The organism is Pseudomonas asiatica (assembly GCF_040214835.1).
Taxonomy (GTDB): domain Bacteria; phylum Pseudomonadota; class Gammaproteobacteria; order Pseudomonadales; family Pseudomonadaceae; genus Aquipseudomonas; species Aquipseudomonas putida_Z.
Window position 1 is genome coordinate 5137855 of the sequence record NZ_CP157874.1, and the last position, 20324, is coordinate 5158178.

21 protein-coding genes are annotated in these 20324 nt (G+C 62.4%); 11 read left to right on the forward strand and 10 right to left on the reverse strand.

The annotated features are described in order from the left end of the window. Positions 1–36 precede the first annotated feature (36 nt). On the reverse strand, positions 37–1368 hold the full coding sequence (locus tag ABNP31_RS22935) for a DEAD/DEAH box helicase (RefSeq protein WP_013974320.1): 1332 nt from the start codon (positions 1366–1368) through the stop codon (positions 37–39). Positions 1369–1423: 55 nt separating this feature from the next. Then, positions 1424–2344: a drug/metabolite exporter YedA gene (gene yedA, locus ABNP31_RS22940; RefSeq protein ID WP_350012794.1), complete on the reverse strand. Its 921-nt coding sequence runs from the start codon at positions 2342–2344 to the stop codon at positions 1424–1426. A gap of 154 nt (positions 2345–2498) precedes the next feature. Between yedA and ABNP31_RS22945 the strand changes: the two genes are divergently transcribed. Continuing rightward, positions 2499–2948 (forward strand): Lrp/AsnC family transcriptional regulator, encoded by a 450-nt coding sequence (locus tag ABNP31_RS22945; protein WP_015271918.1) that lies wholly within the window; start codon positions 2499–2501, stop codon positions 2946–2948. Here ABNP31_RS22945 and ABNP31_RS22950 read toward each other — a convergent pair. After that, positions 2945–3550: a 3'-5' exonuclease gene (locus ABNP31_RS22950; RefSeq protein ID WP_350012795.1), complete on the reverse strand. Its 606-nt coding sequence runs from the start codon at positions 3548–3550 to the stop codon at positions 2945–2947. The genes ABNP31_RS22945 and ABNP31_RS22950 overlap by 4 nt on opposite strands. Positions 3551–3559: 9 nt before the next feature. Beyond that, positions 3560–4039 (reverse strand): NYN domain-containing protein, encoded by a 480-nt coding sequence (locus ABNP31_RS22955; RefSeq protein ID WP_085663590.1) that lies wholly within the window; start codon positions 4037–4039, stop codon positions 3560–3562. A gap of 364 nt (positions 4040–4403) precedes the next feature. On the opposite strand from ABNP31_RS22955, the gene ABNP31_RS22960 reads away from it, so the two are divergent. After that, positions 4404–4934, forward strand: a complete 531-nt coding sequence (locus ABNP31_RS22960) for a hypothetical protein (protein WP_085663589.1) — start codon at positions 4404–4406, stop codon at positions 4932–4934. Between the two features lie 107 nt (positions 4935–5041). On the opposite strand, the gene ABNP31_RS22965 is transcribed toward ABNP31_RS22960, so the two are convergent. After that, positions 5042–5797: a DUF2076 domain-containing protein gene (locus tag ABNP31_RS22965; RefSeq protein ID WP_085663588.1), complete on the reverse strand. Its 756-nt coding sequence runs from the start codon at positions 5795–5797 to the stop codon at positions 5042–5044. Between the two features lie 166 nt (positions 5798–5963). Here ABNP31_RS22965 and ABNP31_RS22970 point away from each other — a divergent pair, with 166 nt between their 5' ends. Both ABNP31_RS22970 and ABNP31_RS22975 read left to right on the forward strand, forming a co-directional pair. Further along, positions 5964–6620 (forward strand): YciC family protein, encoded by a 657-nt coding sequence (locus ABNP31_RS22970; RefSeq protein WP_238066962.1) that lies wholly within the window; start codon positions 5964–5966, stop codon positions 6618–6620. 86 nt (positions 6621–6706) lie between these two features. Further along, positions 6707–7201 carry a hypothetical protein gene (locus tag ABNP31_RS22975; RefSeq protein ID WP_238066963.1) on the forward strand — a complete coding sequence of 165 codons (495 nt, stop codon included), beginning with the start codon at positions 6707–6709 and terminating at the stop codon, positions 7199–7201. 148 nt (positions 7202–7349) lie between these two features. Here the strand turns inward: ABNP31_RS22975 and hrpB are convergent, their stop codons facing one another. Continuing rightward, positions 7350–9878, reverse strand: coding sequence for an ATP-dependent helicase HrpB (hrpB, locus tag ABNP31_RS22980; protein ID WP_350012796.1), 2529 nt, complete (start codon positions 9876–9878; stop codon positions 7350–7352). Between the two features lie 116 nt (positions 9879–9994). On the opposite strand from hrpB, the gene ABNP31_RS22985 reads away from it, so the two are divergent. Together ABNP31_RS22985 and ABNP31_RS22990 are read left to right on the forward strand one after the other, a co-directional pair. After that, the gene (locus ABNP31_RS22985) at positions 9995–10414 is read left to right on the forward strand and encodes a hypothetical protein (RefSeq protein WP_013974328.1); all 420 of its coding nucleotides are present in this window, start codon (positions 9995–9997) and stop codon (positions 10412–10414) included. Between the two features lie 22 nt (positions 10415–10436). Then, positions 10437–11309, forward strand: a complete 873-nt coding sequence (locus ABNP31_RS22990; protein ID WP_085663585.1) for a cation diffusion facilitator family transporter — start codon at positions 10437–10439, stop codon at positions 11307–11309. Between the two features lie 124 nt (positions 11310–11433). On the opposite strand, the gene ABNP31_RS22995 is transcribed toward ABNP31_RS22990, so the two are convergent. After that, entirely contained in the window at positions 11434–12219 is a 786-nt protein-coding gene (locus tag ABNP31_RS22995; RefSeq protein ID WP_085663584.1) for a DUF6515 family protein, read from the reverse strand. A gap of 395 nt (positions 12220–12614) precedes the next feature. Between ABNP31_RS22995 and ABNP31_RS23000 the strand changes: the two genes are divergently transcribed. Beyond that, the gene (locus ABNP31_RS23000; RefSeq protein ID WP_003249795.1) at positions 12615–13091 is read left to right on the forward strand and encodes an Lrp/AsnC family transcriptional regulator; all 477 of its coding nucleotides are present in this window, start codon (positions 12615–12617) and stop codon (positions 13089–13091) included. A 54-nt stretch (positions 13092–13145) separates the two neighbouring features. Beyond that, a complete protein-coding gene (locus ABNP31_RS23005; protein WP_013974331.1) occupies positions 13146–13349 on the forward strand; it encodes a DUF2788 domain-containing protein in 204 nt (67 codons plus the stop codon). A gap of 112 nt (positions 13350–13461) precedes the next feature. Here the strand turns inward: ABNP31_RS23005 and ABNP31_RS23010 are convergent, their stop codons facing one another. From ABNP31_RS23010 to ABNP31_RS23020, 3 genes are all read right to left on the reverse strand, one after another. Further along, positions 13462–14094 carry a pseudouridine synthase gene (locus ABNP31_RS23010; protein ID WP_350012797.1) on the reverse strand — a complete coding sequence of 211 codons (633 nt, stop codon included), beginning with the start codon at positions 14092–14094 and terminating at the stop codon, positions 13462–13464. A 6-nt stretch (positions 14095–14100) separates the two neighbouring features. Continuing rightward, positions 14101–15564, reverse strand: a complete 1464-nt coding sequence (amn, locus tag ABNP31_RS23015; RefSeq protein WP_025340748.1) for an AMP nucleosidase — start codon at positions 15562–15564, stop codon at positions 14101–14103. A 215-nt stretch (positions 15565–15779) separates the two neighbouring features. Further along, complete coding sequence (locus ABNP31_RS23020) at positions 15780–17432, reverse strand: acyl-CoA dehydrogenase family protein (protein WP_350012798.1); 1653 nt, start codon at positions 17430–17432, stop codon at positions 15780–15782. A 390-nt stretch (positions 17433–17822) separates the two neighbouring features. On the opposite strand from ABNP31_RS23020, the gene ABNP31_RS23025 reads away from it, so the two are divergent. The 3 genes from ABNP31_RS23025 (at position 17823) to ABNP31_RS23035 (ending at position 20239) form a co-directional block, all read left to right on the forward strand. Then, complete coding sequence (locus tag ABNP31_RS23025; protein WP_350012799.1) at positions 17823–19229, forward strand: PAAR domain-containing protein; 1407 nt, start codon at positions 17823–17825, stop codon at positions 19227–19229. Next, a complete protein-coding gene (locus tag ABNP31_RS23030) occupies positions 19222–19599 on the forward strand; it encodes a hypothetical protein (RefSeq protein WP_350012800.1) in 378 nt (125 codons plus the stop codon). The genes ABNP31_RS23025 and ABNP31_RS23030 overlap by 8 nt, the downstream gene beginning before the upstream one ends. Before the next feature lie 433 nt (positions 19600–20032). Next, complete coding sequence (locus tag ABNP31_RS23035) at positions 20033–20239, forward strand: hypothetical protein (protein WP_350012801.1); 207 nt, start codon at positions 20033–20035, stop codon at positions 20237–20239. Positions 20240–20324: the final 85 nt, after the last annotated feature.

The following is a 20324-nucleotide window of genomic DNA, read 5'->3' on the forward strand; positions in this document are numbered from 1 at the left end:
AAACCCGCTCCCACAGAGACCGCGTACACTTCAAATCTACGGCTTACGCTTGCGCGCCCCACCATTGAAGCTCGGCACCTTGCGCACCGCCTTCACCGCCGGCTCCGCACTGCCTGATTCAGCACTGTCCATCCAACGCCCCAACCCGCGCTTGGCGCTGTTTTCCTTCGGCTTCTTGGGCTTCTTCGGCTTCTTGATCACCTGGCCACTAGCGTCGGTCATCGGCACCCGGTGGTCAGGGATGAAGTCCGGCTCTTCGTGACGCGGCAGGGTCTGCCGGGTCAGCACTTCGATTGCCGCCAGCAGCTGCACTTCATCCGCACACACCAGCGAGATCGCCTCGCCCTTGTTGCCCGCCCGCCCGGTACGCCCGATGCGGTGCACGTAATCCTCGGCAACGATCGGCAGGTCAAGGTTGACCACCAGCGGCAAGTCGTCGATATCCAGGCCGCGGGCCGCCACATCGGTCGCCACCAGCACCTGGATTTCGCGGGCCTTGAAGCTGTCCAGCGCGCGCTGGCGGGTGGCTTGCGGGCGGTCACCGTGGATACCGTCGGCATTCACACCCTCGGCCAGCAAGCGCTCCACCAGTTGATCGACGCCATTGCGGGTCTTGGCGAACACCAGCACCTGCTTCCAGCGCTGCTTGCGCAGCAGGTGGCAGAACAGGTCGACCTTGCGCTTTTTATCCACAGGCACCAGCCACTGCTTGACGCTGGTGGCCGTGGCATTGCGCGGGCTGACTTCGATGCTCAGCGGGTCGTTCAGGGCCAGGCCCGCCAGCATGCGGATCTGGTCGGAGAAAGTGGCGGAGAACAACAACGTCTGGCGCTTGCGTGGCAGCGCGGCGTACACCGACTGCAGCTCTTCGGCAAAGCCCAGGTCGAGCATGCGGTCGGCTTCGTCCAGCACCAGGGTCTGCACCTGGTTGAACTTCACGGCGTTCTGCCGGAACAGGTCGAGCAAGCGCCCCGGGGTGGCCACCAGCAGGTCGACGCCACGGCGCAGGCGCATCATCTGCGGGTTGATGCTGACCCCGCCATACACCGCGTAGGTGCTCAGCGGCAGGTTCTCGGCATACTCGCGCACGTTGTTGTGCACCTGCTCGGCCAGCTCACGGGTGGGTACCAGCACCAGCGCGCGGATCGAGTTGCTGGCCACCTTTTCGCCTTCCAGCGCCAGGCGCTGCAGCACAGGCAGGGCAAAGCCCGCGGTCTTGCCGGTACCGGTCTGGGCCGCGGCCATCAGGTCGCGGCCGGCCAGCACGGCGGGGATGGCCTTGGCCTGCACCGGGGTCGGGGTGGTGTAGTCCAGTTGCTGCAGGGTGCGCAGCAGCGGTTCGATCAGGCCGAGTTTGGCGAAATTCATGGCAATACCGTCAGGGGGTTCAGCGAAGGCGGCAAGTTTACCGCATCACCCCTGCCTACTTGCAGATTTCGCCTTTCAACGGCTGCACCTGCTCAGGTGCCTTGCGCCACTGCGGCAGGCCGATCAGCACCACCGCGCCGATGATCACCGCCATGGCCACACATTCTTCGGCACCGATCTGCTCACCGGCAAAGACGATGCCCAGCAGCACGGCCACCGCCGGGTTGACGTAGGCATAGCTGGTGGCAGCTGCCGGGCGCACGTGCTTGAGCAGGTACATGTAGGCACTGAACGCCAGGATCGAACCGAAGAACACCAGGTAGGCCAGTGCCCCCCAGCCGGCAGCGGTCGGCAGCTGCGTCATGCGCTCGCCAGACAGCGCGCTGCCGAGCAGCAGCACTGCGCCACCAACGAGCATTTCCGCGGCGCTGGCCATGGGCCCCTGGGGCAGCGGCAAGGTCTTGCTCCACACCGAGCCGAACGCCCACGACGCCGCCGCAAAGATGATCAGCGCCGCGCCAATCGGGCTTGCCTGAAGGTTGGAGCCCAGGTTCAGCAGGCCGATACCCACCAACCCGAGGGCGATCCCCGCCCACTCCAGCTTCGAATTGCGGTGCCCGAACAGCAGGCCGAACAGCAACGTGAACAGCGGCACCGTCGCCACCGCCAGCGCAGCGACGCCAGAGGCCACACCGGCATGCTCGGCCACGGTCACGCCACCGTTACCACAGCTGAGCAGCAGGAAACCGATCGCCCCCGCAGCCCGCCACTGCGGCCAGGTCGGTGCCGGCACACCGCGCCAGCGCAAGAAGCCATACAGCAGGCCCCCGGCAATCAGGAAGCGCACCCCGGCCATGAGCATCGGCGGCCAGCTCTCGACGCCTATGCGAATGAACAGGTAGGTGGAGCCCCAGACCAGGTACAAGGCCAGGAATGCACCAATGAGCAACAACGGGAAGCGACGGGAGGCAGGCATGGGAAACACTCGAAATCCGTTTACGGGTGGCTTAGTTTAGAAAGGCCACCGTGTAAACTTAAGTTACAAAACAGCTTTAAATCACCCGAACACTTTGCATTGCATGGTTATTCTGATGCTTTTCAATCGAATCGAAACCAGGCAGGAATAACCTATGGACAAGTACGACCGCATGCTGCTCGCCGCCCTGCTCGACAATGGCCGCGCCACCTTCGCGCAACTGGCGCGCCAGGTGAACCTGTCGGCGCCGGCGGTGGCCGAGCGGGTGGCCAAGCTCGAGGCCAGCGGGGTTATCACCGGCTACCAGGCCAAGGTCGACATGAGCAAGATCGGCCTGCCGATCCAGTGCGTGATCGAACTGCGCCTGGCCAGCCACGGCAACCAGCAGGCCTACGAAGCGTTGACCCAGATCCCCCAGTTGACCGAATGCCACCGGGTAACCGGCGACCCCTGCGTCATCATGCAGGCAGCGGTGGGTTCGATGCCGGAGCTGGAAGAACTGATCAACCGGGTCGCGCAGTTCGGCTTCAGCAAGACCTCGATCATTCTCTCCAGCGCTGTGGAGCGGCGGGTGCCGCTGGCGCAACTGGAGAAGAAGCCCTAACAGAACCTGGCCAGGGTTTCACGAACCTTGGCGGCCGGGGTTTTCTGCAGGCGGCAGAGCAGGTCGTGCGAGAGTTGCTGTACACCATGGCCCTGGCGCAGCACGCCAGCCAGGTGTTGCAGCAGGTTGGCGGCCATTTCGGCATCGGCCATGGCCCGGTGCGCGGTACCGGTATCCGGCAGCCCGGCCCAGCGGGTCAGGGTACCCAGCTTGTGGTTCGGTGCCGCTGGCAGCAGGCGCCGTGACAGAAGCAAGGAGCAGGCGAAGGCCTGGCTGCGGCTACGGCCGATGCGGCCCAGTTCGTAGTCCCAGAACTTCTGGTCGAAAGCGGCATTGTGTGCCAGCAGCGGGGTGCCACCGACGAATTCGGCCACTTCGTTCATCACCTTGTCCACCGGCGGCGCACTGCGCAGCATGGTGTTGGTGATGCCGGTCAGCCCGGCGATGAAGGCCGGCACCGGCACACCCGCGTTCATCAGGCTCTGGTAGCGCTCGACGATGCGCCCGCCCTCCAACATCACCACCGCCACCTCGGTGGCGCGGCAACCGGCACCAGGGCTGATGCCGGTGGTTTCAAAGTCGATGACAGCGATACGTTCCATGCAGGGGCCTCAGTGTTTGAGCAACAGCGCACCCTCGATGGGCACATAACGGGTGGCGGCACGGATCAGCGACAGTGCGGTAAGCCCGGGCACACCATACACCACTGCCTCGGTGCCATGGCGCTGTATCACCCGCTCCAGCAGCAGGTCGAAATCGCCATCGCCGGAGGCCAGTACCACTTGGTCGACGCGGCTGGCGGCGTCGATCACATCCAGGGTAATACCCACATCCCAGTCACCTTTGGCCGAGCCATCGCTGCGCTGGATGAAGGGTTTGAGGCGCACATCGAAACCGAGATTGCGCAGGATCTGCTGGAACTGTTGCTGTTTGCTGTCGCCACGGTCGATGGCATAGGCCACGGCCTCGACGATCTGGCCGTCGCGGCTGACATCGGCCCACAGGGCGGTGTAGTTGAAATGGCAGCCGTGGGCCTGGCGCACGGTGTAGTAGAGGTTCTGCACATCGGCGAACAGCGCGATCTTTTTCACCTTGGAACCCCTTGGTCGGCCTGGAATGCTGGGGGCTGCCTTGCAGCCCTTTCGCGACACAAGGCCGCTCCTACAGGGGGTCGCGTACCCTTGTAGGAGCGGCCTTGCGTTGCGAAAGGGGCGCAAGGCGCCCCCAAAATTGCCAGCAGTATGCCAGACCTGTCAGACGTACGAATCGTCGTCCGAGAAGAACCCGCCATCATCACTGCCATAACCGCTGTCGGCATTCCACGTGGTCGCCTCCCAGCCTTGCTAGCCCATGCAATGCCAATGAACAAGGAAGTACTTCAAGCTTCGGCCCGGTCCCGCGCCTTACTACTGTACCCACGCAGAGGAAGCTCAACTCCCTCATTGGAGAACAGTCATGAGTAACAGCATTACCAACTGGATCGCAGAAGCAAAATCTTTCAAGGCGCACATACATTGTCAGTCGGTCTGGAAATACTGGGACGGCACACAAGACAGGTACAAAGACATAATGACTTTCGACTCACCGGGGATAGATCAACCAGTCCGGCTGAGCGACGCTTCCGGGCTCGGCCAGGAGGAAGGCTGGCTGATCACCGGACGCCAAGCAGCACCCACCACGTTCAACATCGAATACCACTCCGAGACAACGGATCGGATCCATGTCTACATCAACGGCACGGGCACCGACAGCGACAGAAAGGTCGAGATCAGCCGCAACGGCTATCTTGGTTTGTACCGAACCAACTCACCGGTCGACCTGATAAAACTCGAACCGCTGGAATGGGGCCCTGACACACTGCGCTGCCGCCTGCGCGACCATACGGGCCGTACCGTGAAAACGCTGTATCACATGCCTCCGGACAGGAATGTCTATCTGAATACGAACGATGGCGACATTGCGACATTTCTTATCACGCGCCGATAGCTGCCAGGCTGCACCTGCCCCCTGACAGGTTGCCCCTGGAAAACCCGAGGTACACGGCCATGCGTTGTCATGTACCTCTGGGTTTGGCCAGCAGTATGCCAGACCTGTCAGACGTACGAATCGTCGTCCGAGAAGAACCCGCCATCATCGCTGCCATAATCGCTGTCGGCATAACCACCCTGGTCGCTGCCCCAACCACTGTTGTCAGCCACCTGCTGCTGCGCCCCCGAGTCGCTCCAGCCACCGCTGTCGCTGGCCGGCGCCGGCTCCTCCTTGATCACCTCTACCACCTCCTCCGGCTGCGAGTTGTGGTTGAACAGGCTGCTGATGCCCTGCGCCAGCAACACACCACCCGCCACACCGGCTGCAGTCTGCATTGCGCCGCCGAGGAAGCTGCTGGCACCACTGCGTGCCGGTGCAGCGCCAAAGCCAGGCTGCTGCGCTTGTGGCTGGGAAAAGCCCGGCGCCGAGGGCTCACGCCAGCCCCCGCCAGATGCCACGGGGGCTGCAGCGGGACGCTGCGGTTGCACGGCCGGGGCCGCATTGCGCCCAGACGAACCAAAGATGCTGGACAGGAAACCACCACCGCCATTGCTCGGCGCGCTGCCGGCACGGGCGGCCTCGGCCTGGGCATGGGCCTGCTTCAGTTCGGCTTCCAGTTGCTTGTTCTGCTCGTCGAGGCGCTTGATCGCTGCCTCCTGCACCAGGATCGCCTGGGCCATGTAATAAGGCGCCGCCGGCTGCTGACGCACATGTTCCTCGATGCATGCCTGGGCCTGCGCATCACGTGGCTGGCTCGGGTCCTCGGCTTGCTTGAGGCGGCCGAACAGGCCGTCGATCAGGGTTTGTTCTTCAGTATTCATGGGGCGACCTCGTGGGGTAGCGGACAACGGACAGCGTCAAAGATGGGGCGTACAGGCGTGGGATTCAATCACCGGCGACGTGAAACTTTTTTCAGCAAGTGACAGCCCCAGGCCTGCTTTGGGCTAAAGTTATGCCCCTGTTTTTACTGCCATGCGATGTAAACTGATGAATCCGCTGAGCGTCCTGCGCGACTCCCTGTACTTCTTCCGCCGCCACCTGCCGAACATCCTCCAGCTGTGCCTGCCGCTGGTGGTGCTGGAAGCCTTGCTCACCCAACTGCTGTACCGGCAGATGGGCGATCAGGCATCGCCGGCCTACGGCATGCTGGTCAGCCTGCTGTTCTACCCGCTGTACAGCGCCGCGCTGATCCTGTACCTCGACACCCGCAGCAACGGCCAGGAAATCGCCAAGCGCGACCTGTTCGCCCGAGCCCTGCAATTGTGGCCGCAGTTGGCCCTGCTGATCCTGATCAGCTCGCTGCTGATCATGGCCGGCCTGGCGCTGTTCATCTTCCCGGGCGTGTGGATCATGATCAACCTGGTGTTCGCCGAGTACCTGCTGGTGCTGCGCGGCCTGCCGGTGGTGCAGTCGATGCGCGAGAGCGCACGCATGACCACCGGCCACTTCATGCGCATCATGATCTGCGTGCTGGGTGTGCTGGCACCGATCTGGCTGATCGACGGGTTATTGCTGATGGCTTTTCCCGAACCCACAGCGGGTGCCCAACTGGCCATGGACAGCCTGAGCGGCTTCCTGCAGCTGTTCAGTACCGTGGTGCTGTATCGCCTGTTCATGCTGCTGGAAGGTGAAGCCGGGGCTTGAGGCATCTGGGAAAGTCTTCATTCTGCTCGCACGCCCGACGGTGGCATTAGTGTAAGACACCTTCAATGCCATTAGAGGAAAACGTCATGGAGCAAATAATCAGCACTCAATATGCCGAATCGTTTCGAGGCCGGCTTTTAATGTGCGTCGACGGTGGCTATGCCAATACCCGGATTAGTCGTAGTGGCGACAAAACCGATGATAGTTTCTTTGATTTCTCCCCTGGGAATGACTGGTTAATATTGGGCGGACGCACGCTGCCGCCACTGTTGGAGTTCCGTTATATCTCCAAAACCGAAGATCGCCTGCATTATCACATCCACCTTTGGGGACAACCAGACAAGAAGTTGGGTGTCAGCCGCAATGGCTACCTCGGCTTCTACAAGTATGCCGAAGTCACCGATTACTGGATGATCGAGCCACTGCACCTGCTCAATGGATCTCTCATCTGTCATCTGCGAGACCAAAGCGGGCAGAGCGTGGGCGCCATTGACTACAAACGAGACGACTACCGAGAAACGTTAGCCCCGCTGAATGTCAAGAAAGGTCAGATCGTCACCTTCGACCTGACGAAATATTAATTCATAGGGAGCTCGATGAAGCGCACATCTATTGGCGCTTCTTAGCCTTCACAAATTTTCTTTGGCCGAATTACATGATTCATGAGGATAGCCAGATCTCGATCCCTCTGAACAAGGCAACCGATCTGGCTAACGCTCTGCGTCACATTCAGGTGCCACGCGGCTTCGCCCGCGCGGTCGCATCGGCCACCAAAGGGTCATCCGGCCAATAGTGCTTGGGATAACGCCCTTTCAAATCCTTCTTAACCTCGGCATACGTCGTGCGCCAGAAGTTGGCCAGATCCTGGGTCACTTGTACCGGCCGCCGTGCCGGTGACAACAAATGCAACTTCACCTGCTGACGGCCTTGGGCAATACGCGGAGTATCGGCAAGGCCGAAGAGTTCCTGCAGACGCACGGCGAGAATCGGTGGGTTTTCACTGTAGTCCAGGCGAATGTTCGAGCCGGAGGGCACCGCCAGATGCGCCGGTGCCCATTCGTCCAGGCGCTGTGGCAATGGCCAAGGCAGCAGATTGCGCAAGATCGAGGACACATCCAGGGCGGCGAAATGGCTCAGCCGCGAGACCTTGCCCAAGTATGGCTGCAGCCAGTCTTCCAGGGTCGCCAGCAGCGCTTCGTCCCCCAGGTCAGGCCATTCGCTTTGCCCCTCTTTGTCCAGATCAAGCTGACGTAACAGCGCCACCCGTGCTTGCCATTGGCGAAGTTCCGGGGTCCAGGTCAACACGTTCAGGCCCTTGCGCCGCACCAGGCCAAGCAACGCTTTGGCGCGGGCATCGTCATCCAGGTTGGGTAACGGTTCACGCCCCAGCACCAGCTCGCCGACCTTGGTCTGGCGTTCGGCACGCAGCACCTGCTCGCGTTCGTCCCAGTCGAGGATATCGACCCGCTCGACCTGCTCGGCCAGCACGCCCTCGAGCAGCGCCGGATCGAACTCGGCGGCCAGATAGATGCGTTCTTCGCGCTGGCCCTGGCGGCTACCCAGGTCGGCGATCACCAGCCACGGGCACTTCATCAGTGCATCGACTTCGGCAAACAGCGCCGCCCGGCCGTTGGCCAGCCGGTATTCCGCACCGCCCTCGCGGCGCTGCTGGGCGACGCGGTCGGGGTAAGCCAGCGCCAGCAGCGCGCCCAGCCAGCGCGGGTGATCAGGGTCCACAACCGGCGCGCCTGGTTTGCCACGCAGCATGCCACGGTACTGGCGGGCCAATTGGCGCGCACGCTGCACACCACCGTGGCTGCCACGGGCGGTCCTGCTCTCGCCACTGACCAGCGCCAGCCGGCTGTGCAAGTCGGCGCCACCGCCGCGCTGGATATCCCGCTCGCCCAGCAGCGCAGCCACATCACAGGCCATCTGTGCCAGACCCAGGTCCTGGCCGCGCAACAGCAAATGCGCAATACGTGGATGCGCGGGCAGCTCGGCCATGGCCAGGCCGTGTTCGCTGAGGTTGTCACGGCTGCCGGGCTTGAAGGCATTGAGCCGTGCCAGCAGGTCCTGGGCCTGGGCGAAGGCGGCGGTTGGGGGCTGGTCGAGCCAGCGCAACTGCTCGGGCGTCACACCCCAGCGCGCCAGTTGCAGGGCCAGGCCGGCCAGGTCGGCCTGCATGATCTCGGCGCTGCCGTGGGCGGCCAGCTGGTCATGTTGGGCCTCGGACCAAAGTCGATAACATACGCCGGGCTCCAGGCGCCCGGCGCGGCCGGCGCGCTGGGTAGCACTGGCGCGGGAGATGCGCTGGGTGTCCAGGCGGGTCATGCCGCTGCCGGGGTCGAAACGCGGTACCCGGGCCAGGCCTGCGTCGATCACCACGCGCACGCCGTCGATGGTCAGGCTGGTCTCGGCAATGTTGGTGGCCAGCACCACCTTGCGCAGGCCCTTGGGCGCCGGGTCGATGGCCGCACGTTGGGCGTCGAGATCGAGCTCGCCATGCAGCGGGCAGAGCAGGACCTCGGGACGCTCGCCCAACGCTTCCTGCAGGCTCTGGTGAACCCGGCGGATCTCGGCCTGACCCGGCAGGAATACCAGCAAACTGCCGGTCTGGTCAGCCAGTGCCTGCAACACGCTGTCCACTACCCGAGGCTCGATGAACTCACCCGGCTGGAAAGGCCGCCCCCAACGGATGTCGACGGGGTGCATGCGGCCTTCGCTGCTCACCACCGGGGCATCATTCAGCAGCCGCGAAAGGCGCTCGCCCTCCAGGGTCGCGGACATCAGCAAAACCTTCAGCGGCGGATCGTCCCGCAGCAATTCCCGGCCATTCAGGCTCAATGCCAGGGCCAGGTCGGCATCAAGGCTGCGCTCGTGAAATTCGTCGAAGATCACCAGCCCCACACCCTCCAGCGCCGGGTCGGCCTGCAGGCGGCGGGTGAGGATGCCTTCGGTCACTACCTCGATGCGGGTTTTCGGCCCGACCTTGCTGTCCAGGCGGATGCGATAGCCCACGGTCTCGCCGACCTTTTCGCCGAGCTCGCTGGCCAGGCGCTCGGCCGCAGCCCGCGCTGCCAGGCGCCGGGGTTCGAGCATGAGAATGCTCTGCCCAGCCAGCCACGGCTCATTGAGCAGCGCCAGCGGCACGCGGGTGGTCTTGCCGGCGCCAGGTGGCGCCTCGAGCACCGCTTCGTCACGGTTTTCCAGGGCCTGGCGCAGGGCGGGCAAGACAGCATCGATCGGTAATGAAATCATGGTGGTCCTCGAACAGTCCCGCGAGTATAACGGCGAACCCAGCCTGCTCTATCATGGTCTTAGCTTCAGGTGCAGGCGCTTCGCTTGCCCTGCTGGATACCTTTTCGGAGATTTACATGCGCATCCCAACCCGCGTCATCGGTGGCGCCCTCATCGTCACCTTGCTGACCCAACTGACCGCCTGCGGCACCATTCTCTACCCGGAACGGCGCGGCCAGATCGGCGGCAAGATTGACCCTGTGGTTGCCGCAATGGATGCCATCGGCATCCTGTTCTACGTGATCCCGGGGCTGATCGCCTTCGGTATCGACTTCGCCACGGGCGCCATTTATTACTCAGGCGGGCGATCCGCTCAGGTCGACCCGGTCAAACTGCGCGAGGCCGTGAGCCCCGATGGCAAGGTCGACAACCTGAAGTTGCAGGCCATTCTGGAAAGCGAACTGGGCCAGCGCCTGCCGCTGAACGACCCACGGCTGATCCAGCATCGCGGCAGCATCGAACAGTTGGCCAGCCTGGGCCTGGTACCTGCAGCCTGAAGTACAAGGACACTACCCACGGATGATGACCACCCCGGCTGAACACCAGCGCCTGCTACGCCTGGCCACTCGCGCATCGCTGGCGGTGGCCAGCATCCTGGTCCTGAGCAAGGCGTTGGCCTGGTGGCTGAGCGGCTCGGTCAGCCTGCTGGCCGGGCTGACCGACTCGGCACTGGATGCCGTTGCCTCGTTCCTCAACCTGCTCGCCGTGCACTACGCCCTGCGCCCGGCCGACAACGACCACCGTTTCGGCCATGGCAAGGCCGAGGCCCTGGCCGGTATGGCGCAGGCGCTGTTCATCGGGGTCAGTGCGGTGCTGATCGGGGTGCAGGCGGTTGAACGCCTGCACACCCCGCAACCCTTGGGCGATACCGCCGTCGGTATCGGGGTAATGCTGCTGTCGCTGGTGCTGACCCTTGCCCTGCTGGCACTGCAACACAAGGTCATCCGCCTGACCGGCTCCACGGCGGTACGGGCCGACTCCCTGCACTACCGCTCGGACCTGCTGCTCAACGGCAGCATCCTGCTGGCCCTGCTGCTGGCACGCTTTGGCTGGCCGCAGCTGGATGCGCTGTTCGGCCTGGGCATCGCTGTCTATATCCTCTGGAGCGCGCTGCAGATCGCCCGGGAGAGTACGGCCATCCTGATGGACCAGGAACTGCCCGGCGATGTTGGCGAGGACATGGCAGCGCTGGTGCTGGCCATTCCCGGGGTCAAAGGCGTGCACGACCTGCGTACGCGGGTGTCGGGCAACCAGTGGTTCGTGCAGTTGCATCTGGAGATGCCGGGGCAATTGCCGCTAAATGAAGCGCATGCCTTGTGCGTGGAGGCCTCGAGGGTGATCCGCCAGCGTTATCCACAGGCGGATGTGATGGTGCACGCGGATCCGGTGTGAACCTGCAAGGGCCCTATCGCCGGCAAGCCAGCTCCCACAGGCACTACACATGGCTTCAGGCCGGTGCGGTTCCTGTGGGAGCTGGCTTGCCGGCGATAAGGCCGGGACTGGCAGCACATCTGGCTCAGTTGATGCTGTAGCCTCGGCCACTGAAGCACGCGCCCAGCGCCCGCCGGTAGTTGTCCGCCACATTGGCCGGCGGCGCATAAGTCGCTGTCGCCGGGTCGAACCCTGACTGGCTCACCGCCCAGCGGTGGCACTGGTACCGGTCCTGGTCCTGTTGTTCCTGCCCTTGTCCATACATCGGGTAGGCCACCACGTCATACCCACCGCCTACAGGTGCCGGCGCGGCAACCGGCGGGTTGACCACCACGTACTCGCGGCTGTCGGCCAGGTACTGGTAATAGGTATCTGCCACCAGGAAGAACAGCGCCCCGCCCAGCCAGACTTCCCGCGCATAGGGCGGCAGGTAGTCGACCCGCACGCCTTGGGGCGGGGTCACCACGACATAGCGGCCACCATGGGGGCGATACCAGTAACCACCGGAGTAGAAGTAGTCATCGCCACGGTAGGGTACTTTCCAGTAGCGGTCCGGGAAATGATCGATGGTGTGCCCCGGGCGATACTGCGGCCCCGGCCCCCAGCCATTGCCATGACCATCCGGGCGCCCCTGCCAGTCACCGCCAGGCCGTTGCCCCGGGCCACCGGCTTCCCAATGGCGGTTATCGCCATGGCGGCGGGGAATGTCCTGGTAATAGCCCTGGCGTGGCGGCTGGGTCTGCTGCACTTCGTCACGCGAATTGAGCGAGCGGCCCGGCGCCCCCTCGCCCGGCCCTTCGGCCATGGCCCCGAGGCTGATGCTCAACCCCAACACACCAACACCTGCCAACTGCCAGATGCGCGACTTCATGCTGTTCCTCTCGGTAGAAAATACGGCAACCACAGCCAGTCTACCGCGCCTGTCACGCACGCCAATTAAATTTCCGGACATGAAAAAAGGGAGGCCGCTGGGCCTCCCTTCAGGAATTGTCGTCCGTGCTCGGCACTTGTGGCGCCGGCTCACCTCACACCGTCTTCTGGAAGGTGTGTAGCCCGGGGGCCTGCAGATCCTGTTGGATGGCTGGCCGCGACCGCCCGCCTAGGGCGCGTCGCCGTGGACTGATGTCCGGGCAGTGATTCTGTGGATAAAGATACCGGACAGGTTGCGGCAGATGATTGCGAAGATTGCTCGGATAAATAGCACTTGCGCAATTTTTCACCCTGGATTGATAATTCACCGCAATCCGAACAGAAAAGGCATAAACCATGAGCAAACTTGACCGCTACGACCTGAGCATCCTCGCCGAATTGCAGCGCGATGCGCGCATTTCCAACCAGGAACTGGCCGAACGCATCGGCCTGTCGCCTTCGCCATGCTCGCGTCGGGTCAAGCAACTGGAGGACGATGGCTACATCTCGCGCCAGGTGGCCCTGCTCGACCGCAAGAAGCTGGGCCTGAGCCTGACTGCCTACGTGCTGATCGGCATGGACCGCCACACCCCGGAGCGTTTCGAAACCTTCGAGGCGGCCATCCGCAACCTGCCACAGGTGCTTGAATGCAGCCTGGTCACCGGCATGGATGCCGACTACCAGCTGAAGGTGGTGGTGCCCGACATGGACCACTACCAGAAACTGCTGCTAGGCAGCCTGACCCGCATTGAAGGCGTCACCAGCGTGCGTTCGAGCTTCGTGCTGAACCAGGTGCTGGCCAGCACCGAGCTGCCCTTGACCCACCTGCGTTAATTGCCTGCGCCAGCAAGCGTATAATCGGACGCTCAACCCGCCTGGAGAACACCGATGGATCCCGCCGTATTCGAAGAGTGGATGATGATCATCCTGGTCACCGTGTTGATCGGTTTCATGGGTTTCATCGTCTGGGACCTGGCGAAAAAGTCCAAGGCCGGGCGGTTCGGGACGCTGATCCTGTTCTTCGTGCTGGGGCTGGGGGTGTTGGCCTTTATCATCAAGAGCGTGGTGGTGGGGTTTCTCGAAGGGGTGTAGAAAATTCAGGGCCATTCGCGGGCACGCCCGCTCCCACAGGTCTGGCGCTGCACTTGAGGGCTGCACTATACCTGTGGGAGCGGGCGTGCCCGCGAATGGCCCTTGAACTGGACTAAAGCTTGGCGGCCACTTCGCGCCAGCCCCCCTGCTCCAACCCATCCAGCGCCCAGTCGCCAATCCGCACCCGCACCAGGCGCAAGGTCGGCAACCCCACCGCCGCCGTCATCCGCCGCACCTGGCGGTTACGCCCTTCGCGAATCACCAGCTCCAGCCAGCTGGTCGGCACGCTCTTGCGAAAACGCACCGGCGGGTTGCGCGGCCACAGCGCCGGCTCGTCCAGGCGCCGCGCCTCGGCCGGCAAGGTCGGCCCATCGTTCAGTTCCACGCCATCGCGCAAGCGCTGCAACTGCTCCTCGCTCGGCTCCCCCTCCACCTGAACCCAGTAAGTCTTGGCCAGCTTGTGCTTGGGGTCAGCAATGCGCGCCTGCAGGCCGCCATCGTTGGTCAGCAGCAACAGGCCTTCACTGTCGCGGTCCAGCCGCCCGGCCGGGTACACGCCGGGGATGTCGATGTAGTCCTTGAGCGTCGCGCGCCCGTCGCCGTCGCTGAACTGGGTCAGCACGTCGAACGGTTTGTTGAACAGGATCAGGCGCGGCTCGGCCGGTGGCGCCTTGGGCTGGCGACGCGGGCCGGCGGCAGGCCGCGCCTGGGGGCGGCGCGGCTTGGAACGGGGTGGCAGTGACATGGATCCTCAGCGGAACGGCGGCTCATCGAAACTGCGCAGTTTACGCGAGTGCAGCGAGTTGAGCTCGGTGCGCAGCAGGTCGAGGGCGGCAATGCCGATCTTCAGATGCTGGCTGACCGCCCGGTTATAGAAGGCGTTGGCCGAACCCGGCAGCTTGATCTCGCTGTGCAGCGGTTTGTCGGACACACACAGCAAGGTGCCGTACGGCACGCGCAAGCGGTAACCCTGGGCGGCAATGGTACCGCTTTCCATGTCCACTGCCACGGCACGCGACAGGTTGATCAGCGGCCGCTCCTGGGCCCAGCGCAGCTCCCAGTTGCGGTCGTCGTAGGTCAGCACGGTGCCAGTGCGCAGACGCTTCTTCAGCTGTTCGCCACGCTCGCCGGTGACCTGCGCGGCGGCTTCCTGCAAGGCCAGCTGCACTTCGGCCAGGGCCGGAATCGGGATGTTAGGCGGCACCACCCGGTCGAGAATGCCGTCACGGCGCATGTAGGCGTGTGCCAGCACATAGTCGCCGATGGTCTGCGACTGCCGCAGGCCGCCGCAGTGGCCGATCATCAGCCAGCAGTGCGGGCGCAGCACGGCCAGGTGGTCGGTGATGTTCTTGGCATTGGACGGGCCGACGCCGATGTTGACCAGCGTGACGCCGTCGCCATCGGCGGCGATCAGGTGGTACGCCGGCATCTGGTAACGGTGCCAGACCACGCTGGCCACCAGGGCCTGGGTTTCACCGTGGTCCATGCCCTTTTCGATCACCACGTTGCCCGGCAGCACCATGCGCACGAAGCGCGGGTCGTCACGCAACTGGTCGAGGCCGTGGCTGATGAATTGGTCGACATAGCGGTGATAGTTGGTCAGCAGGATCCATGGCTGCACATGGCGCCAGTCGCTGCCGGTGTAGTGCACCAGACGGCGCAGCGAGAAGTCGACCCGCGCGGCATCGAACAGCGCCAGCGGCAGGGTTTCGGCACTGCCCCAGTCATACAGGCCGTCGGCGATGTTGTCGGTGGCAGCCGACAGGTCGGTACTGGGGAACACCCGCGCCAGCTGCGCGGCGGTGATGCCGCTGCCGGCCAGTTCGTCGCCCTGGTCGACCACGTAGGGGTAAGGGATGTTCTGTTCGCTGACGCCGACCTCTACCGTGACGGTGTAGTCGTGCATCAGCGGGCGCAGTTGCTCCAGCAGATAGCCACGGAAAGCAGCCGGCTGGGTAATGGTGACACTGTAGGTACCGGCCACCTGAACCTTGGCGTAAGCCCGCGTGGTGGCAGCGACTTCACCGTGGCTGTAGTAGGTCAGGCGCAGCGCCGGGTAGCGGAACAGGTCGCGCTCTTCGACGCCTGGCTCGGTACGGTCCTTCAGGTAACGCTTGAGGGCCTGGCTAAGGGCCCCGGTGGCCTGGTCATGCAGGGCCGCCAGACGGTCGACGGCCTGTTCGGGGGTATCAACGACTACAAAAGCTTGGCTCACACTGTGCTTCCTGTCTGGACATGCATGTGAACCATCTTGCCTGCCTTCTTGGCTAAATACACCCCCATTGATCGGTGTTAATCAGCAGGCCAGCGCTGGTCCCTGCAGGAGCGGCCTTGTGTCGCGATAGGGCTGCAAAGCAGCCCCGGCAATTTGTGCATCTGCGCTGATCCCCTGGGGCTGCTTCGCAGCCCTATCGCGACACAAGGCCGCTCCTACAGGTCCAGTGCTGGCGTCGCCCTGGCCACCAATGCCTCCACATCCACACCCCGCGGCAACGCCCCATACACGCGCCCGCCCCCCGTCAAGCGGCTGTCGATAAACGCATCACTCACCACCGCATTGCCCGCCTCAAGCAACAGCTTGGCCTGCAGCGCCAGGGCAATATCCTCGGTCAGCTGCCGCGCGCGGTACTGCATGTCGCCAGTGTCGGCAAACGCCCCCTTGAGGTTACCGATGTGCGCCGCCAGGCGCGGGTCCCCGTGCCCATCGCCCAGCTCGGCGAACAGCGCATCGAGCACGCCCGGCTCCTTGGACAAGGCCCGCAGCACGTCCAGGCACTGCACATTGCCCGAGCCTTCCCAGGTAGAGTTCACCGGCGCTTCGCGGTATAGCCGTGGCAGGATGCTGTCTTCCACATAACCCGCCCCGCCCAGGCACTCGGCGGCCTCGTTGATCATCGCCGGCGCGCGCTTGCAGATCCAGTACTTGCCCACCGCCGTGACCAGCCGGGCGAAATGCGCCTGCTGCGGGTCTTCCAGCTGCTCCAGCGCCTGCCCCATGCGCAGGCTCAGGGCCAGCGCGGCCTCGCTTTCCAACGCCAGGTCGGCCAGCACGTTCTGCATCAACGGCTGCTCGCTCAGCAGCCGCCCGCCGACCTTGCGGTGCGCGCAATGGTGGGTCGCCTGGGTCAGCGCCTGGCGCATCAGGGCGCTGGAGCCGACCATGCAGTCGAAGCGGGTCATGGCCACCATTTCGATGATGGTCGGCACGCCCCGCCCTTCTTCCCCGACCATCCAGGCCAGGGCACCGCGGAATTCCACCTCGCTGGAGGCGTTGGAACTGTTGCCCAGCTTGTTCTTCAGGCGCTGGATATAGAACTGGTTGCGGCTGTCATCCGGGCGGTGACGCGGCAGCAGGAAGCAGCTCAGGCCTTTTTCGGTCTGCGCCAAGGTCAGAAAGGCGTCACACATCGGCGCCGAGCAGAACCACTTGTGCCCGACCAGTTCGTAGGCCTGACCCGGGCCAGCGGCGCCGACTGGATAAGCCCGGGTGGTGTTGGCCCGTACATCGGTGCCGCCCTGCTTCTCGGTCATGGCCATGCCCAGGGTTACCCCGGCCTTGTGGCGGTCGCCGACGTTACGCGGGTCGTACTCGCAGGCGAGGATTTTCGGCAGCCAGTATTCGGCCAGTTCGGGTTGCAGCCGCAGCGCTGGCACGGCAGCGAAAGTCATGGTCAGCGGGCAGCCGGTACCGGCCTCGGCCTGGCTGTGCAGGTAGGTCATCGAAGCCCGCGCCACATGGGCGCCTGGGCGGGGTTCGGCCCATGGCAGCGACGGCAGACCGTGCTCGACGGCGGTGCGCATCAGTTCGTGGTAGGCGGGGTGGAACTCGACCAGGTCGATGCGATGGCCGTAGCGGTCGTGGCTGCTGAACTCCGGCTTGTGCGCATTGGCCAGGAAGCCCGCCTGCATCAGCGGGCCGCCGGCCAGGGCACCGTAGGCATCGATCCGCGATTCGGCCCAACCCGCACCGAAACGCCGCGACCATTCCTGTAGCGGCAGGTCGAGGCGGTAAAGGTTGGCACCGTCGAGGGGCGGTGGCTGGTTGGTGACTTCGTGGGTTTCAGCGTACTGGTGCAGGTTCATCGGGGGACTCCTGGATCCGGGTAGGCTTGAGAGACCCAGTGAAGCACTCCCTGTGAGTCAGTCAAAGTGACATTAATGACTAAACATGTGGTGGGGGGCATGTCTTGGGGATGCAGCGGGGCTGAGAGGTGTTCGCCACGACAGTTGCAGCGCCTGGGAGATCGAGCGCCGCGCGGGCGGCGCTCGATCTCCCAAACGCTACACCTGTCACGGCGAGCACCTGCTAGCCCTAACCCGATCCCCGCTTCACTTCCCGGCACTGCCAACAAAAAGCGCTGTAGTCCAAATCCCTATTCACTGTAGGACCCTTCCTAAACCCTCCCCAGCCTGAAAATACCCGCCTACAGGCTGCTAGGTTCCTGGCTTTCACTTTTAAAAAAGAGGCGAGCCATGAGCATGCGCATGAACATCTTCGGCCGAGGCCAGGGCCTGGACGGGGACGAAACCACCACTGGCGCCATCTGCATTGCCGGCCAGGCCAGGGGCCGTGTACACGGTAAAGACTGGCTGCTAAAGGGCGACAAGACCACCCCCTGCCCGCGCTGTGGCCAAGAAGGCACCCTCATCGAAGGCGAGTCCCGCTGGCAGCAGGACGGCATACCTACAGCTTTGGATGGAGCGCTGGTGCAATGCGGGTGCCCATTGGGCAGCAATCGCCTGATTGCGGGAGGGCATTCAGCTCCGGCGCCGCGCAGGGCGCCTGCACCTGAGGCCGTTCATGAGGCACCGCCACAGGTTCAAGCGAGTAATCAGGTAAGAAACAGCTATCAACCTGGGGCATTCCAGCCCTCGACCGCTGCGCAAGGCATGGAACCTGGCTTCTACATCGTTCCGCGTTGCATGACGTACCAGGAAGTCTTGGCAGAGCTCGGCGCGCCGCAGGCCAATTTGCCGAGTTCGATTCTGGAGCGACTGAACCCGACGTATGAACGTGGGTTCAAGGCAGGTGAGATCTTTGTCATCGGCGACGGCTTGCGGCGGCCAGTCTGCACGCGTGAAGAACTGATTGCGATGAGTGCGGCGAAACAGGCGCGGGAAGCGTTGGCAGAACTGACGCCGGAGGAAGCCGAATTCATGACGCGCCATCAGGCCGAGATCGCCGGGTTGCTCAGTGATGTAAGCCTGGCGATGGGGGTGAGTGAGGCGATGGTTGGCAAGTCGCTGGATGAGCTCAGCGACATATTGCGAAAAATTGAAGACCTGCATAAAGATCAATTCATCAAACATGGGCATCTTAGGCACCCTGAGTTTTTTGCGGAGCGTCAGAAACTATTTAAGCAATTAAGTGCAAACCTGAACGCGACCGTTCTGAACAAGCGGCTCAATCTCGGAAATTATGAAAGTTTGCGGCGGGACTTGGGAATCTCATCCAGAAGTTTGGTCCATCACTGGACCAAAGCGGGAGGACCGACACACATCCCTGGTTATTCGACGCACTTGGATAAACTGGCCAAGATGGCCAGATATTTGAAAACCGGAGGGCGTATAGGCGTAACCATTGGCGGCATAGGCTCGGCAATCAAAGTCTCTGAAGTCTGCAAAGAAGGAAACTCCAAAGCCTGCGAAAAAGTCAAAGTTACTGAGGCTAGTAATTTCTCTGGTGGCTTAGCTGGCGGCTGGGCGGCTGGCAAAGTAACAGCCAGAGTCTCTGCGAAGGTTTGCTGGAGATTCGGATCTGGGACTCTCGCATGCGGAATAGTAATCACTGGCGCAGGAGCCTTGGCTGGTAGCGTAGGTGGCATGGAATACGGAGAAAAACTCGGCGAATTAGTCTTCGAGGTCTTTGCAGATGATTGAGCATCTCGACTTAAAACTAAGACTATTCTTGCTAGCAACACCTGCATGCCTAATTTTGATTGGGTTTGCTTCTGATGTTCATATCGCCTGCTCTCGCCAATATAAAGAGATGACATCGGCACTCCAACGGAGTGCGTGCCTTCCATTTGCGACCGGTATGTGGGGGGAGAAAAAGATAGGCTCCAGAGTGCTAGTCATTTCTGTAATCGCTGGTACCATCGGATCACCAGCCGCAAGTATTCGCAGAGGGCTTATGGATGAGCAAGACTACCTACAATTCCCTAAAAAGCTAAAAAGAAAAATACTTATTTCATCATCGTTGAACATCATCGGCATCATCTGGATAGCCATAAACTTCTTCATCGAATAGCCAAACTGAGAGACCACCCCATATGACCTCAGAGCAGAAGCACCACCCCGAATCGCTTACCACCTCGCCCCCTAAAAAAAACACAACTCTATGTCATTTCCATTTCAAAACTCATAATCATGGGCTCCTTATCAATGGGCCTGTACCTTTACTACTGGCACTATCGACACTGGTTACTTATTAGAGGCCAGCATGGCTTCAGACTCATCCCACTGTTCTGTACAATTTTCGGTGCGTTAACAATATACTTCTTGATGAAAAAAATCGTCGCTCGCTGCACTCAAGCGAACCGGCCCGTAGAAGGTAGTGCGCTCGGTGTCACCCTGATGTTTTGCGCCCCATCTTAATGATAGCGGGCTGGGAATTCTATATATCCGAAAAGGTATTCGATAGCCTGCCACTCTCAGTTTTCACCACAATCCCGATTATGCTCATGCTCCTGTACACCACCTTTTTCTCGGTAGCAATGGCGCAGATTCAACAGTCAGTCAATGTTTACGAGGATGATGCGTGTGGGTTTGAAAATTCAAAAATAACTTGGGCAAATGTTCTATGGCTGATTATCTGCTGGATGCCCATTACTGCACTATTGGGATTTTTGTCGGCTTACGCACCATTAGCGCTGCCCAGCCTTGCCTGAGGACTCACCGCGCGAAACCCGCTTCCACAGAGATAGCTTATCTTTCAGTCTATGCACAACTCCTGTGGGAGCGGGTTCACTCGCG